The sequence below is a fragment of the Pirellulimonas nuda genome (genome assembly GCF_007750855.1).
Taxonomy (GTDB): Bacteria; Planctomycetota; Planctomycetia; order Pirellulales; family Lacipirellulaceae; genus Pirellulimonas; species Pirellulimonas nuda.
Genome location: NZ_CP036291.1, coordinates 6,433,739 through 6,448,123 on the forward strand (window position 1 = coordinate 6,433,739; position 14,385 = coordinate 6,448,123).

The 14,385-nt window shown below is 67.9% G+C and carries 14 protein-coding genes; 4 read left to right on the forward strand and 10 right to left on the reverse strand.

Annotated features, from left to right (window positions below):
- Positions 1-458 precede the first annotated feature (458 nt).
- The 9 genes from Pla175_RS24970 to Pla175_RS25010 form a co-directional block, all read right to left on the reverse strand.
- Complete coding sequence (locus tag Pla175_RS24970) at positions 459-1,955, reverse strand: hypothetical protein (RefSeq protein WP_145291798.1); 1,497 nt, start codon at positions 1,953-1,955, stop codon at positions 459-461.
- 115 nt (positions 1,956-2,070) lie between these two features.
- On the reverse strand, positions 2,071-2,991 hold the full coding sequence (locus Pla175_RS24975; protein WP_145291799.1) for an ABC transporter ATP-binding protein: 921 nt from the start codon (positions 2,989-2,991) through the stop codon (positions 2,071-2,073).
- A 200-nt stretch (positions 2,992-3,191) separates the two neighbouring features.
- A complete protein-coding gene (locus Pla175_RS24980; RefSeq protein ID WP_145291800.1) occupies positions 3,192-3,623 on the reverse strand; it encodes a GntR family transcriptional regulator in 432 nt (143 codons plus the stop codon).
- 253 nt (positions 3,624-3,876) lie between these two features.
- A complete protein-coding gene (locus Pla175_RS24985) occupies positions 3,877-6,198 on the reverse strand; it encodes an efflux RND transporter permease subunit (protein ID WP_197527142.1) in 2,322 nt (773 codons plus the stop codon).
- Between the two features lie 200 nt (positions 6,199-6,398).
- Positions 6,399-6,617: a type II toxin-antitoxin system HicA family toxin gene (locus Pla175_RS27245; protein WP_145291802.1), complete on the reverse strand. Its 219-nt coding sequence runs from the start codon at positions 6,615-6,617 to the stop codon at positions 6,399-6,401.
- A complete protein-coding gene (locus tag Pla175_RS24995; protein ID WP_145291803.1) occupies positions 6,610-6,831 on the reverse strand; it encodes a type II toxin-antitoxin system HicB family antitoxin in 222 nt (73 codons plus the stop codon). Before Pla175_RS24995 ends, Pla175_RS27245 begins: the two co-directional genes overlap by 8 nt.
- Before the next feature lie 50 nt (positions 6,832-6,881).
- Positions 6,882-7,562, reverse strand: coding sequence for a DOMON domain-containing protein (locus tag Pla175_RS25000; protein WP_145291804.1), 681 nt, complete (start codon positions 7,560-7,562; stop codon positions 6,882-6,884).
- Between the two features lie 132 nt (positions 7,563-7,694).
- Positions 7,695-8,930 (reverse strand): DUF3754 domain-containing protein, encoded by a 1,236-nt coding sequence (locus Pla175_RS25005; protein WP_197527143.1) that lies wholly within the window; start codon positions 8,928-8,930, stop codon positions 7,695-7,697.
- Between the two features lie 127 nt (positions 8,931-9,057).
- On the reverse strand, positions 9,058-9,462 hold the full coding sequence (locus Pla175_RS25010) for a fluoride efflux transporter FluC (RefSeq protein WP_145291806.1): 405 nt from the start codon (positions 9,460-9,462) through the stop codon (positions 9,058-9,060).
- A 166-nt stretch (positions 9,463-9,628) separates the two neighbouring features.
- On the opposite strand from Pla175_RS25010, the gene Pla175_RS25015 reads away from it, so the two are divergent.
- The 4 genes from Pla175_RS25015 (at position 9,629) to Pla175_RS25025 (ending at position 13,652) form a co-directional block, all read left to right on the forward strand.
- Positions 9,629-12,403, forward strand: coding sequence for a hypothetical protein (locus Pla175_RS25015; RefSeq protein WP_145291807.1), 2,775 nt, complete (start codon positions 9,629-9,631; stop codon positions 12,401-12,403).
- Between the two features lie 130 nt (positions 12,404-12,533).
- A complete protein-coding gene (locus Pla175_RS25020) occupies positions 12,534-13,007 on the forward strand; it encodes a type II toxin-antitoxin system VapC family toxin (protein WP_145291808.1) in 474 nt (157 codons plus the stop codon).
- Positions 13,008-13,012: 5 nt separating this feature from the next.
- The gene (locus Pla175_RS26370) at positions 13,013-13,186 is read left to right on the forward strand and encodes a hypothetical protein (RefSeq protein WP_197527144.1); all 174 of its coding nucleotides are present in this window, start codon (positions 13,013-13,015) and stop codon (positions 13,184-13,186) included.
- A 43-nt stretch (positions 13,187-13,229) separates the two neighbouring features.
- Positions 13,230-13,652 carry a VOC family protein gene (locus Pla175_RS25025; RefSeq protein WP_145291809.1) on the forward strand — a complete coding sequence of 141 codons (423 nt, stop codon included), beginning with the start codon at positions 13,230-13,232 and terminating at the stop codon, positions 13,650-13,652.
- A gap of 32 nt (positions 13,653-13,684) precedes the next feature.
- On the opposite strand, the gene Pla175_RS25030 is transcribed toward Pla175_RS25025, so the two are convergent.
- Positions 13,685-13,978 carry a GNAT family N-acetyltransferase gene (locus tag Pla175_RS25030; protein ID WP_145291810.1) on the reverse strand — a complete coding sequence of 98 codons (294 nt, stop codon included), beginning with the start codon at positions 13,976-13,978 and terminating at the stop codon, positions 13,685-13,687.
- Positions 13,979-14,385 lie beyond the last annotated feature (407 nt).

Here is a 14,385-nt window from a genome sequence, read left to right on the forward strand (position 1 = left end):
GAAAGAGCGAGCCGGGGCGTCCCTCACCCAGGTGACGTGGTGAAGTGACGACGTGCCCCCGCAGAATTTTTCTCTCTCGTCACCACCCGCCGGAGGGGCTGCGTTCGCCCGCGGGCGAAGCTTGGGCCCGACACGGGGCATGCGGCTGGCTCCAAGGTCGCGGAGTGGGTGGCTATTTTCGGCTGGAAAATGTGCCGATGGTGGCCGAAAAGGCCGCCTCGTCTTAGGCCCGGAGGGCCGACGGCGTCTAGCCAGGGGCGCAAGCCCCTGGGAAGCGTAGCGCATGAACATCAAAGCCCCGGAGGGGCGACGGCACGTTGCGAGTCGACACGCCGCCGCCCCTCCGGGGCTTTGTCACATGGGCGTGTGGCGGTCCAGAGGCTTGCGCCCCTGGCTAGATGCCGCCGCCCCTCCGGGGCTGGTTCTGCGCGCGTGATGACGGGAGGGTGAAGGCACATTCACCCCCGCACCGACCAGTCCTTGCGGAAAGCCTGCCACGCCACGAGCAGCATCATCCCCGCCATGCCGACGAAAAGCGCCGCGCGGGCTTCAGCCGAAGGAAGCCACTCGGATCTGTTGCCGACGATGCTAACCGTCGCGATCGCGGCGGCGAGCGCTACGATGCATGCATAGACCGCGCTCCTCAGCACGGTGGTCATTAGCACGGCGGTCGCGTAGCCAACCAGCGCGCCCAAGGCCGCATTTATCACCATCTGAACGCCATTTCCTGAATACCAAATCCCGTACACCGGCAGCAGCGAGGGGAGGCTGAACGCGACGCCGATCAACGCCAGGCTGACGACGCATTTCGACCAGAACCAAGGGCTAGGAGGGCAGGGTCGCGACCGCCAGAACGTGTTGATCCCCGGCTGGACGTCGCCCCACACCGTGCCGACGCCGCAGACGATCGCGATCAGGAAACCAAAGAACGCGAAGCTGAAGGTCAGCGACTCGACGCTTTCCTCAATCCAGTCGTAGGAAGTCGTGATGCCCCGACGGCTAAACGATTCGTGGCTTGCGTACGCGATCACCGACATGAGCGTTCCTAGGCCCAAGGCTCCAATCAATCCCGCCGCTACCACAGGACCGGACTCACGCAGCGCCTTCCATCCGAGCGCACGTGTGATTGAACGTCGCGGCGGTGAAAGCCAATAGGTGACAACCGTGGGGATCTGCGGCTGTCGCGCACTACCAAGGCTGCTTTCCACGCCCCATCGACGAACGAACCACACAGCCGCCAGTACGTGTCCGACTGCCGACAACAAGAAGGGCCACCACACATAAGGGTCCCAAATGACGGACGTGAGAAATCCGAGAGGCCCAAGCGAGACGATTGTAAGACTTAGAAACTGCAGAGGAGTATTCTCTGCGGCATTGCTAACTGTTATGCAGAAAAGCATCCACAACACGAGCCCGCCGACCCCTTTGATCCCGGCCCGAACTTCGTCATTCGAATTAACTGCAAAGGCAGCGGTCCACAAGTAGAAGCTTAAGCCCACGCATGAGAGCATCAGCAGAGCCTCGGGGACCTTGGATAAGAGTTGCGCGGGGCGTTCCTGGCTTAGGGCGAACCGACTCGCATTGCCTGGGTCGAACGCCGTGGCCAGAGCCTGCGCCGCTGCGACGCAAACGACCAGCGCAACTGCGGGCGTCAAAATCGCAAAAGCGCCCATCGCCAACTTGGCGACCGCTGCCCTCCAGGATTGCACCGGCAGCGAAGCTAGGAACTGCTGTGTGCCGCGAGCGTTCTCGCCCCCTGCCACACCCAGGGCGACGAATATACCGCAGGCCCCTACGATAAGTGTTCCGAGCGCCAACAATCCATCGAACGGCCTGCTCTTGACAGTGATCGCCGTCAAGAGCACAAACCCGGCCATCAACAACGCCAGTGCCGCCATCTTCCAACGCGTCTCGCGCCATTCCTTCCACACGAGCGCCGCCCAAGGAGTATTCATGCGAATGGCCCTTCGATTGCAAGACTATTGAATTGGGTGGCTGGGGTCGAAGGCGTCAGCCGAAGCCCCCAGCAGCAGCTCGACCCCTGCTCGCCGACGGAACGGGGCGCCCCCGTTAATCCGCGGCAATTGGTATCCGGTTCGTCGTCCCATCTTCCGCTTCGGGCCGCCCGACCACGTACGCCTCGAAGATCTCATCCAGGTTCAAATCAACCACTCGGAACGCGGCGCCCTCGCCCGCGAGCCGCTGGCAGACGCGCTCGGCGTTCTCCACCACCACGGCCAGCTCGTCCCCGGCGGTGCGGCGGTCGAGCACCCGGTCCCCCTCGAACAAGGCGCCCGCGTCGCGCGCCACGACGATTTGCTTCACATCGGCCCGCAGCGTGTCGGTGTCGGCCTGACGCACCAGCCGGCCGGCGTCGAGGATGGCCACGGCGTCGGCCACCGGCTCGACCTCGTCCAGCAGGTGCGAGCTATAAAAAATCGTCGTGCCGGCGCCCTGCATGTGGGACACTAGGTCGCGGTTGAACTGCTTGCGCATGATCGGGTCGAGCCCCAACGCCGGGTCGTCCAGCACCACCAGCTCCGGCCGGTGCGCGAGCGCCAACACCAGGCCGACTCGCACCTTCTGACCCTTCGACAGCCGTCCGACCTTGGTCCGCAGCGGCAACTCGAACTCCCGCAGCCGGCGGAGCGCCAGGTCGTGGTCCCACGTGGGGTAGAACGCCGCGGTGAACCGCACCAGCTCTTCGACCGTCATCCAGCCGTACATCGTCTGGTCCTCGGCCAGGTAGCCGACTCGGGCCCGCAGCTTGAGGGGCGCCGTCTGCGGGTCGAGCCCCAGCACCCGCACCGCGCCGTCGTCCCGCTTCAGCAGGCCCATCAGCAGCCGGATGGTGGTGGTCTTCCCCGCTCCGTTGCGGCCCAGGAAGGCGAACGTCTGCCCGCGCTCCACCCGCAGCGACAACCCGTCCAGCACCCGCGTGCGGCCAAAGGACTTGCTGACCCCTTGGAGGTCGATGACCGGTTCGTTCATGGGTTTCTCCGGGGGAAGGTTTACCACTGAGTCGCAGAGGGCACTGAGACGGAGACGGACGGAAAAAATAGGGTGGCTGGGGTCGAAGGCTTCAGCCGTAGCCCCCAGCAGGGGCTCGAACTGCCGCCGCTATCTCAGTAGCAACCGTCTGGGGGCTCAGGCTGACGCCTTCGACCCCAGCCACCCTTAGCGCCGCTACTTCACGCGTTGCTTTCTTCCTTTCTCCGTCTTTGTGCTTCTTCGTGCTCTTCGTGGTGAGCGACTTGTTCGAGCGCCTCGTCGAGCAGCGAGTGCAATTGCTCGGCGGACATGCCCAGCCCCTGCGCTTGGCGGATGAGTTGGCGGAGCTCCTCGATCAGCCGGTCGCGGTGGGCGGCCGGCCGGCGGCGGGGGAGCGACTCGGCGACGAACGTCCCCTGCCCCTGGCGGCGCTCCAGCAGCCCGTCGGCGGTCAGGCGTTCGTAGACGCGGAGGATGGTGTTCTGGTTGACGGCCAGCTCGCGGGCCAGCTCGCGCACGCTGGGGAGCCTGGCGCCCGGCTTGAGCCGGCCGGCCGCGACGTGCGTAGCGACCTGCTCGACAAGCTGCCGAGAGATCGGCACGGCAGAACCTTTTTCGATACGGAGCAGCATGGCGGCCTCAGGTGACTACTGTACTATAACAGTTGTCGGTGGGGCGTCAAGCGGGAAAAGATGATAGAGGTTAGAGGATAGATGATAGAGAGTACGGCGGGTGGCGGGGGCGCACCGCGCATGTCAGGCCCGGAGGGCCGGCGGCATCTAGCCAGGGGCGCGACCCCTGGACTGCTTCGCCCGAAAAGAACGAAGCCCCGGAGGGGCGACGGCGCGTCGACTCGCGGACACGCCGCCGCCCCTCCGGGGTTGGTTACACGTGGGCTTGGTCGTCCGGTTCGCGACGTTCATAACCCACTGACGCCACCACCCCCAACGGGCTCAGCAGCAACGCCGGCAGCAGCACCAGGTCGGCAAGCAGCGCCAGCATCAGCAGCGCGGCCATGCTTACGGCGAAGCGGGCCGTGGGCAGAAAATCGCTCAGCGCGAACACCAACAGGCCCAGGCCGCAACTGAGCGTGGTTTGCACCATCGCGGGGCCGCAATGGCTCAGGGCGAACCGCACCGCGGCGCCGCGGCTGCCGTGCCGCGTGAGGCCGCGTCCAAAGAAGGTGAGGAAGTGCAGCGTGTCGTCGATCGCGATCCCCAGCGCGATGCTGGCGGTCATCACGACGCCGATGTCGATGGGCGCGCCGCGCAGCCCGAGCCAGCCGAAGTACACGGCGATCGGGAAGACGTTGGGGATCATGGCCAACAGCCCGGACAGAATGCCGGCCTGCACGAGGGTCATCACGATCGCGATCACGATCAGCGCGCCGGCGAAACTCTTGAGCAGGTCGTCCAGGAGCTGCGTCTGGATGGCCTGCACCAGCGGCATGATGCCGGTCACCTCGGCGTGCAGGCCGCTGGCGGGCGAGGCGGGGTCGCCCGATGCGTGAGCGATCATAGCGGTCGCCACGCCGTTGCGGACCGCCTCGACCAGCGCGGCGTAGTTCACGTCGCCGATGGCCGACCCGCGCACCGTGAGGCGCCAGTGCTCCTGCTGAGGATCAACGGCCAGCAGCCCGAGCGCCTCAAGCCGGGGGCGGGCCTCGGCGATCAACTTGGCGACCGCGGCGTGAGGGTCGACGTTGGGGTCTGGCTGCAACGCGCCGAGGTCCGGCAGCACGTCGGCGGCGCTGAAGGCGCTCCCCAGGCGGCCGTCGGCCGCGGTCTGCTCTGCGATGCTGGCCAGCAGCGCCAGCTTCTGCTGATCGGGCATCGGCGAACCGCGATCCAGCGACACGCGGACCTCGATCGGCAGCAGCGGCGCCACGTTTTGCTCGATCCAGGCGTAGTCTTGCATCACCTGGCTGTCGCGGGCGAACAGCGTGTCGATCCGCACCGAGGTCTTGACCCACGACGCGCTCACCACCCCCAGCACCAGCAGCGCAAGGCCCACCACCGTGAGGGCGCCGCTGTGGTAGCCGATCGCATCAGACCACTGGGGCCAGAACGTGCCCGGGGCCGGGCTGCGGCCGAAATACCCACGCCCGGCGGCGCGGCGTGGGGGCCAGAGGGCGTAGAACGCGGGGAGCAGCCCCAGCATCACCGCGGCGGTCAGCAGCACGCCGGCCGCGGCGTAGGCGCCGAACGCGCGGATGGGCGCCAGCTCGCTGGCAGTCAGAGACGCCATGCCGATGGCGGTGGTGGCGGCCGACAGCACGCAGGGCGCCCAGCCCATGTGGAAGGCGTGCCTGGCGGCGTGGCTTTCGTCGCCGTCGCCCAGGGACTCCTGCATGTCAAAGTAGTAGTTGGTGAGGTGCACGCCGCCGGCGACCGCCAGCACCTGCACCAGCGGCGGCAGCACGATCAGCAGCGCCGTGAGCGAGTCGCCTCCGTAGTACACCAGCGCCATCGTGGCGGCCTGGCAGAAGCCGGCCAGGCCGAACACCACCACCGCGGCCCGCAGCGAACGCAGGCTCGCCCAGCAGAGCAGGAAGACCACCAGCGAGGAGGGCCCCGCGAAGTAGTTCAGCGAGGCCTGGCTGGCGGCGTCGATCGCCATCGCCTCGACCACCGGGCCCGCGACGCGGAGCTGATCGTCGGGGACGCCGCAGGCGTCGGTCGCTGCTTGGCGGAGCAGCTCGACCACGCGCTCGCGTTGTTCGAGACCGCGCCCGGTGAGCGTGGCGGTGACGAGCGTGGTCTGGCCGTCGGGCCCGATCAGCGAGCCTTGCAGCCGCCGGATCGCCTGGGCGCGGTCGAGCGCCGGCCCGGCGTCGCCGGTGTAGACCGATCCCCCCAGCGGGGTCGTCAGCAGCGTCAACGCTTCGCGGCCCGACGCGACGCCGCTCAGCAGCGAGCCCCCGTGCGGGTCGTAGACGCCCGGCGTGGCGCGGAGCGCGGAGGTCAACTGGTCGATCCGCGGTTCGTCGACGGAACAGCCGGGCCAGCTCATCACCACCACGTCGCCGCGGCCGAACTGCTCGCAGAACGAGTCGTACTCGGCCCGCGGCGGGAACGACTCGGGGACCCAGTCGATCGGCGAGCTGTTCTGCGCGTCGAGCGCCCATACGGCGCCGACAACGATCATCGGGATCGCCAAGATCGCGTACGCGATCATCAATCGGCGGCGGGAACGCTCTGCGTACAACGGGCGCTTCCTTGCGGCGACGGGTTATCTACCCAGGCGCGGAGACGGGGGCGAGAAGTACGGAACCAAGCAGCCAGCCCCTGAGGTTAAGTCATGGAGCCGGAAGCGTCAGCGCCCGGAGGTATGACGCACACAATCTCCCGCGGCTGACACTTCCGGTTCCAACGAAAGATCGGCGTGGGACGGCGCCCCCAGAATCTTCACTCAAACTCGCTGCGCGGGATTCCGGACTGGCGGATGATCGACAGAAGTGTCCCGATCTTCAACTCGCGATGATCGGGCACGGGGACCGTTGTCGTTTTGCCGTCAACGCTGAGTTGCATGACAACATGGCTTCCACGCTGCCGCACCTTCACAAAGCCGTGCTGCTCTAGAATGGCGCAAACCTCCTTCCCCGCCAGAATGCGTAGCCTACCCAACCGAAATCTCCAGTTGAGTTACGAACACGTCGCCCGACATCCGTCGTTGGACCTCTTCGTCCGGTGCGCACTCGAAGAACAGCTCTAATGCTTCTCGCAGGTTGTCTCGTGCTGATTCGACGGTTTCGCCCTGACTAGCGATATCTAACTCTGGGCAAAGAGATACGAAGCCGTCCCCTTCCCCATGAATGATCGCGGTCAGTCGCTTGTTCATGGTCGTGTCACCGGGTCAAAGGCTCTGCGGAGCAATAGGACTCCTAGATTCTACTCCCCCACCATCGCTAGCGTCGCCCAGCAGCTTGGGTCTTCATCGTACGGCAGCCCCGGGCCGGAGGCGAAGGTCTGCGTGCCGCGCTCACGGTCGATCACCGCGTAGTTGAACCCCAGCCGCGGGTGGCCCGAGGGGTCGAAGCCGGTCAGCGCCGAGCCGGGGATGAACGCCGCCAGGTCGTAGCCGTCCTTGACTACCTTGGAGACGGCCTGCAGCTCGCGGGGGCGGACCGGGCGGGCGTTCTCCCTGGCGCGGGGGATCAGCAGTTGATCGGCGAGCGGCTCGGCGTCGGCCCGACCGCCGCCGGTGGGCAGGAACACCAAGCGGTGGCAGAACTTGCTGGCGCGGTGGATGTTGTGCGTCGCCCGGGTGTCGATCCACACCTGCAAGCCGTCGCTGTCCTCTTGCCGCCCGTCGCGGCACCACAGCGGCTGCTGCTTCTCGCGGACGCTTACGGTAAACGCCAAGCCCTCGGGCGCCCACGCCATGCGGACGTCGGCGAACCTGGGCTCCGACGAGGGGGTCGCGGAGTCGAGCGTCGCCAGGTCGGGCAGGGCGTACGACTCGTCGAGCGTCACCCCCTTGGGGCCCCAAATCGGCTTCTTGGGCCGGATCGCCACGCCGAAGCGGAACAAGAAGCGGGGGGGGAGCAGCGTATTGAGTTCGGAATCCACGTGAGAGGGGGAGCGGTTAGGGGCGAGGGGCGAGGACGGAACCGGCGGCGACGTTCTATGATGAACGATGTACGGCGCGGAAGGTAGGCGGCAACCGGAGACTCGCTGCTATTCGCCCCGAACCCCCCACCCCTAACTGCTGGCCCCTAACCCCTCGCTGAGCGTGCTGTGGTACGCAACCGAGAGGCCGTTCTCTGCGTGGGCATCGGCGTGGCGGACGGCTTCTTCTGGCAGCAGGGTGCGTAGTTCGCCCCGGTGGGCCCACAGGCCGAGGCGGTTGAGCGTCTCGATCGCGTCGTTGATGTCAAAGTCTACCTGCACCGAGAAGCGTTCGGCGAGGAACGCCTCGATCGCCTCGCGCAGCGTCTGGCTGGTCCACGGCGTGGGGCGGTGCTTCAGGCAGAACGTGTAGGCCAGCAGCGCCTCCTTGAACTCTTCTTGCTTCACCGTCGCAAGGATCGCGTGCACCGCGGCGCCGTTGTTGGCCAGGTTCTGGAAGTAGAGCGTACGGGTGCGGCGCCAGTCGCGGTCCTTGCGGACGTTGCGGTAGCCGAAGAACGTGCGCAGCAGGATGGTGATCACCCCCACCAGCACCACCCAGAAGATCTGCCCCAGGGCGCCCGCCAGCACCGCCAGCTTGGCCAGCTTCATCCCCATGGCGCCCAACGCGCCGGCGCTGCCCCCGACCAGCTTCGCGCGGTCCAGCAGCGTCATCGTCACCTCGGCGTGCGGCAGCAGCGCCTCGACCTCGGACTGCGGGATGTCCTTAAACAGCTTCACCAGCACGTGGGGGTCTTCTTTCAGCCGCGCCACCACCGCCATCCGGCGGAACACCGGGATGCGGTCCTCTACTCCCTTGATCGGGTGGCGCCAGGTGCGATGGCAGCCGAGGGTCTCGTGACGGCCGCGGATCCAGATCTCGATCAGCTCGACCCGCTCTGGATTGATCCGCACGCGGATCTTCCGCCGGCTCGCCTGGCGTACCACCGCCTCGATGTCGACCTCTGAGAGCTGCTGGTAGTTCGCCTTGTCTAGCAGGTGCCGCAGCCGGCGCATCAGCCCGGCGAGGTTCTCGGCGGTCTGGACGTCGCAAGGGTTGTCGACCGGGCGGGTGTCGCGGTCGGGGTTGAAGTCGGTGTAGCGCTCGTCGATGTCGTTCTGAAAGCCGGCGGTCTCTTGGTCGATCACCCGGCCGATGGCGGCCAGCGCGTCCGACAGCGGCCCCGGCTCGGCGTGGAAGTACGCGGCTTGGTCTACCAGGGCACGCGCCAGGTCGTCCGCGCGCACCGGGATGAAGCGGTCGTCGGGCCGCTCCCACGTGATCGTGGAGGTGGGGTCGCTGGTGAGTGGGGGCTCGCCTGGCTGCATGGCTTGCATAATACCACAAGCCCCCCAGGCGAGCCGTCTGCGTCAGCCGCCGGAGTCTTGGCGGTGCAATCCCGATTCGTAGCGGAGCGAGCCACAAAGACTCCGGCGGCTCAGGCCGACGGCTCGCCTAGGGGGTTCCCCACAGCCAGCGGCCCAGCAGCAGCCCAACCCACGCGGCGCCGACCCCCAGCAGCACGTTCGCCACGATGTTCAGCCCCGCCGCGGCGCCTTGGCCCGTTTCGGCCAAACGCACCGTCTCGTAGCCGAACGTGCTGAAGGTGGTCAGGGCGCCCAGCACGCCGACGGTGACGCCCGGGTGCGCCAACGCGGGCCAGCGGGCCGCGGCTGCCGCGCCGCCGTGCAGCATCACCCCCAGGGCAAAACAGCCCACCGCGTTCACCAGCAGGGTGGCCAGTGGAAAGCCGAGTTCGGTCCACCTGAGCATCCCCACAGCGGCCAGGTACCGCAGCACGGCGCCCACGGCGCCTCCCGCCGCCACTGCTAGCAGCCGTTGCCAATCTTCTGCTGTCATCTGCGGCGTTCCGCGGCTGGGGTGTTAAGTGGTGAGGGCTGCCGGGTCAGCGTGAAAGTTCCTTCCCGATGTACCGATCTTATCTGATGCACGGATGAGAACGACCGGCGACGCCGAGGGTGACGATCCTCGCCGAGCGTCCACGGGAGAGCAAGGACAGAGCGACATGCCGAATCGACGTCACGACCCCGCACCCGCTGGCCTGTTGGCCCTGGCGACCGTGGCGCTGGTGCTGAGCTGGCTAGCCGCCACGCGTTGGACCACCGCGCCCGGGCAGCAGCCCCCGGCCAAAGACTACGCCCGCACCACGCTTCCGGCGGCCCAGCCGTGGGGCGAGCTGCGGATCCCCCGGTTCCAGCTCGACCTCAGCGACCTGCTGCCCCCCGACCCCGCGTTGCCGCTGCCGCAGCGGCTGTCACAACCCATAGCGCCCGCTCCCTCGGTGGTGGTCGAGACCCCCGCACTCCCGCCACTGGGGCCGGGCCAATTCCTAACGTTCCCGCTGGAGCGGCACGAAGAGGGCGCCGAGCTGTTGGTGCTGCTGCCGGGCCAGCCGCTCTGGACGGCCCGGTCGGCTCTGCTGCCGCGTCCCTGGGCCAAGGTGTCTCTGCAAGCGGAGGCCGACCGCTGGCGGGTGTTTGGTGTCGACCTGGCCCACGCCGCGCCGCTGGGGCGGATGTGGGCCGGCATGCCGGCCGTAAAGGTGTCGCTCCCCACCGCGGCCAACCTGCCGTGGCGCCGCGCGGTGCTGCCGCCCCCCCCGACTCGGATCTACTCGCCCCCGTCGCTCACGGGCCCGCTGCTCAGCTCGCCCGACGACCGCCTGGCGATGAACCGCCCCGCCGACCGAGAAACTCCGCCCAGCGCCGCGATCCGCTCGCGCAGCACGCCGCTCACGCCCGCTGCCCCGCTAGCTAAGGTGGCCGACGCCGAGCCGCTGGGCTTCGCGGCGCCGCGGGCGCTGCTCGACCTGCTGGCCGAGCTGCGTGGCGACCCGCAGTCGCGCGGCTGGGCCGTGGCGGTCGAGCCGCTGCTGGATGAGGTGGTGCGTGCGGACGCGTCCGAAGCATCACTCGCCAGCCTGCGAGAAGCGTCGCAGGAAGGTCTGGCGCTGGCCGATCAGGTGACCTCGCGCGACACCGCCGCACGCCTGCGCCGCGCCCACTGGGCGATCCAACGCCGCACGCCCGCCTGGACGCTCGCCGCGCAGTCGCGCGAGCAGTCGGGCGTGGCGTTCCTGCGCCGCGCGCCGGACGAGACCGACCGCCGCGTCCGCCAGCGGCTCGAGGAGCTCGTTGAGCAGACGCGCTCCAGCGACCGGGGCGCCGCGTGGCGCGAGTACCTGCTAGCCGACTCGCTGCAGGGGGCGCTCTACGCAGACCCACAGGTCCGCCGCGAGCTGGCCTACGAGGTGCTGGGCCGGATGCACTCGTCGCGGCTCACTCCCGACCAGAAGCGGCTGGTCACCAGCGGCCCGATCGCCGCGCTCGGCGACGACCTGCGCGACTGGGCGGCCGAACCGATCGACCCCGCGGCGGTGCTGGCCGGGCTCGAGGCGTACGAGTCGTCGCCCACGCCGCGGCTCGCGCGGCAGTTGGCCTCCGAACGCGACCGCTTGGCGTTCTCTCCCAGCCCGCTGCACCAGCAGCTCGCCACGCAGATCGACCAGCAGTACCGCAACGCCAACCTGCGGATCGCGGTGGCGGCCGACCTGCTCAACCGCTACGTCCCCGAACAACAGCCGGCCGCGGAGCCGGTGCGCGACCATATTGCTGGCGCCCCCGTCTCCGGCCAGGCGACCACCGACACCCGCCTGTCGATCCGCTTGGTGCCGGACGACGCGGCGTGGCGGATGGGGCTTGAGGCCCAAGGGCAGGTCCGTTCGAACACCCGCTCGCACAGCGGCCCGGTTACCGTGCAGAACTTTGGCGACGCGTCGTTCTTGGCCCGGAAGCTGATCACGGTCGACGCCCGCGGCGTGCAGGCGTGGCCCGCCGTGGTTGAGGCCAGCAGCCAGACCCACCTGGTGGGGATGAGCACCGACTACGACCGGCTGCCCATCGTCGGCTCGATCGTCCGCTCGCAGGCCCGCAGCGAATACCAGAGCCGCCAGGGCCAGGCCCGCTGGGAGACCGAGCAGAAGATCAGCCGCCGCGTGGGGCACACGCTCGACCAACAAACCGGGCCCTGGCTGGCGCAGGTCGAGCGGCAGTTCCAGGAGCAGGTGCTCGACCGCGCAGACGCGCTGGGCCTGGGCGTGCTGCCCGTTGAGGTCCGCACCACCGAGGACCGCTTGATCGCGCGGCTGCGCGTGGCCAGCGACCAGCAACTGGCGTCGCACTCGCCGCGCAACCGCGCCCCCAGCGACAGCGTGCTGAGCGTTCAACTGCACGAGTCGCTGCTCAACAACGCGCTGGCCGGCCTCGAGCTCGGGGGCCACACGATGACCCCGGAGCAGCTCACCGAACGCCTGCGTGAGAAGCTTTCGCTGGCCGAGATGCCCGGGCAGCGCGTCACCGAGAAGGTGCAGTTCATCCTCAGCGAGGCCGACCCCGTGCGGGTGGCGATCGCCGACGGCCGGATGGAGCTGGTGCTGTCGTTCGCCGCCCTGCGCGTCGACGGCGGCACGCACCGCAACTTCCGCGTCCACGCGTTCTACGTGCCGGTCGCGAGCGGCATCACGGCCCGGTTCGAACGCCAGGGCCCGGCGCAGATCGAGGGCCAGCTCCGCACCGCCAGCCGGCTGCGTCTGCACGCCATCTTCGGCAAGGCGTTGCCCGAAGAGGGGAGCATCGAAGTGCTCCGGCGCCCCCCGTCCGACGACCACCGCCTCGACGGCTTGATGGTCACCCAGTTCGTGCTGGACGACGGCTGGCTGGGCCTGGCGCTGGGGCCGGAAGGGGCGGTACGCACGGCCCGCACGGGGCGTTACGTGCGGTAGCAGCGCGGGCGGGCCGTGGGCGTTAGCCGCCGGAGCTCGGATCGCGTTGCATGCGGCATGACCAACGACGAAGTACAATGGCGGGAGCGAATCAATCGCAACTTGAACCCCGCCCACAACTAGGCTTGCTTTGGCTCAGCTCGTCTACATCGAAACGACGATTCCGAGCTACTTGGCCGCGCGGCCGAGCCGCGACCTGCTTCAAGCAGCACGGCAGCAGGTTACACACGACTGGTGGATGACCAAACGCGAGAGCTACCACCTGCGCATCTCTCAAACCGTGATCGATGAGGTGGAAGCGGGTGACCCCGTCGCCGCCAAGCGACGGATGGGGTACCTGCTCGGGATTCCGCTGCTTGACCTTACCGAGCAAGTGGGCGAAGTGGCCCTGTCCATCCTGAGCTCCGGGTTGCTTCCTAAGAAAGCGGCACGAGACGCGGTTCACATTGCGGTTTCGTGCGTCCATAAGGTTGATTTTTTGATGACCTGGAATTGCCGTCACATCGCCAATGCAGCAATAATGAAGGAGCTTTCCGCTGTCGTTGCCGACTGCGGCTACGAGATGCCCATTCTGTGCACGCCAGACGAGCTGCTTGGAGCGTAACCGCAATGCCCGAGATCATCGAGAACGATACACACGACGAAGTGATCCAAGAGGTTCGCCGGATCAAGGAAGTGCTTGCGGAGCCCATGGACTTCGACATTGATCGCATCCTCGCCGATGCGCGCGTCAGACAATGCGAGGGAGGCCGCACGGTCGTGCGTGCACCGGTGAGGGAGTGATCCGCGAGCGGGCCTCAATCACACTACCTACCAGCAGCCAACTATGCCGCTCACCCCCTTCCACCTCGCCGTCCAGGTGCACGACCTCGCCGCGGCCCGCGCGTTCTACGGCGGCGTGCTGGGATGCGCCGAGGGGCGTAGCAGCGACCGCTGGGTCGACTTCGATTTCTTCGGCCACCAGTTCGTGTGCCACGAGAACCGCGACCTGGAGGTGGCGCACCATGCCAACGCGGTCGACGGGCACGCGGTGCCGACGCCCCACTTTGGGGTGGTGCTAGAGATGGACGCCTGGCGTGAGCTCGCCCAGCGCATCAGTGCGGCCGGCGTGGCGTTCATCATCGAGCCCTACACCCGCTTCGCGGGGGAGCCGGGCGAGCAGGCGACGATGTTCTTTGCCGACCCCAGCGGCAACGCGCTGGAGTTCAAGGCGTTCCGAGACATCGCGGCGCAGTTGTTCGCGACCTAAGGCGCGTTTGCGCCGCGACGCGTCCTGCGCTGCTACCGGCCAGCGGTCACCAGCGGCCGGTACTCGGGGTGCCGTTGGATGTACGTTTCGATGTACGAGCACTGCGGGACGACGCGGAGCTGCTGCGACTGGGCGTACCCCAACGCCGCCTCCGCCAACTGGCCCGCGAGTCCGCGGCCACGGCCGGCCGTAGGGACGTACGTGTGCGTGATCACCATCGCCCCTCCCTCCGCGAGCGTGTACTCGAGGCAGCTCTCGGCGCCGGCGGTGGTGAGGGTGAACTTCTGAGAGTCGCGGTCGTGCTTTACTTCGGGTGTGTCTGGCATGGCTGGGCTGCTAGGGTCGTGCGGGAAACAGAACGGGAGCAGCACTTCGCGCGCCGCGGACAAGAAAAGGACCAACAATCAGCGGCGACCGCAAGCGTCAAGTCGCATCAACCCCTCGCGACGGCGGCTCGACGGCCCCGGTATTGTAGCCGAAGAGGGTCGCTGACGCGCTGCACGGCGGCCCTCTGCTGGACGCATGCCCGCAGGCCGCCGAATCGGGCTGCATGAAGCGCCACGCCGGCATCGAGCTTATCCGCGCGCCCGGGCTCTGAGACGCTCCGGCAGATCATGCAGCTTGGCGCGGTGGTTGGGGTCGTGTGGCGGCGTAGGCGGAAAACCCGCCATGCCAAGCGGTAGCTAGCTGCGCCGGGGGCGGGGACGCCCCGGCTCGCACGCGGCCTACTTTG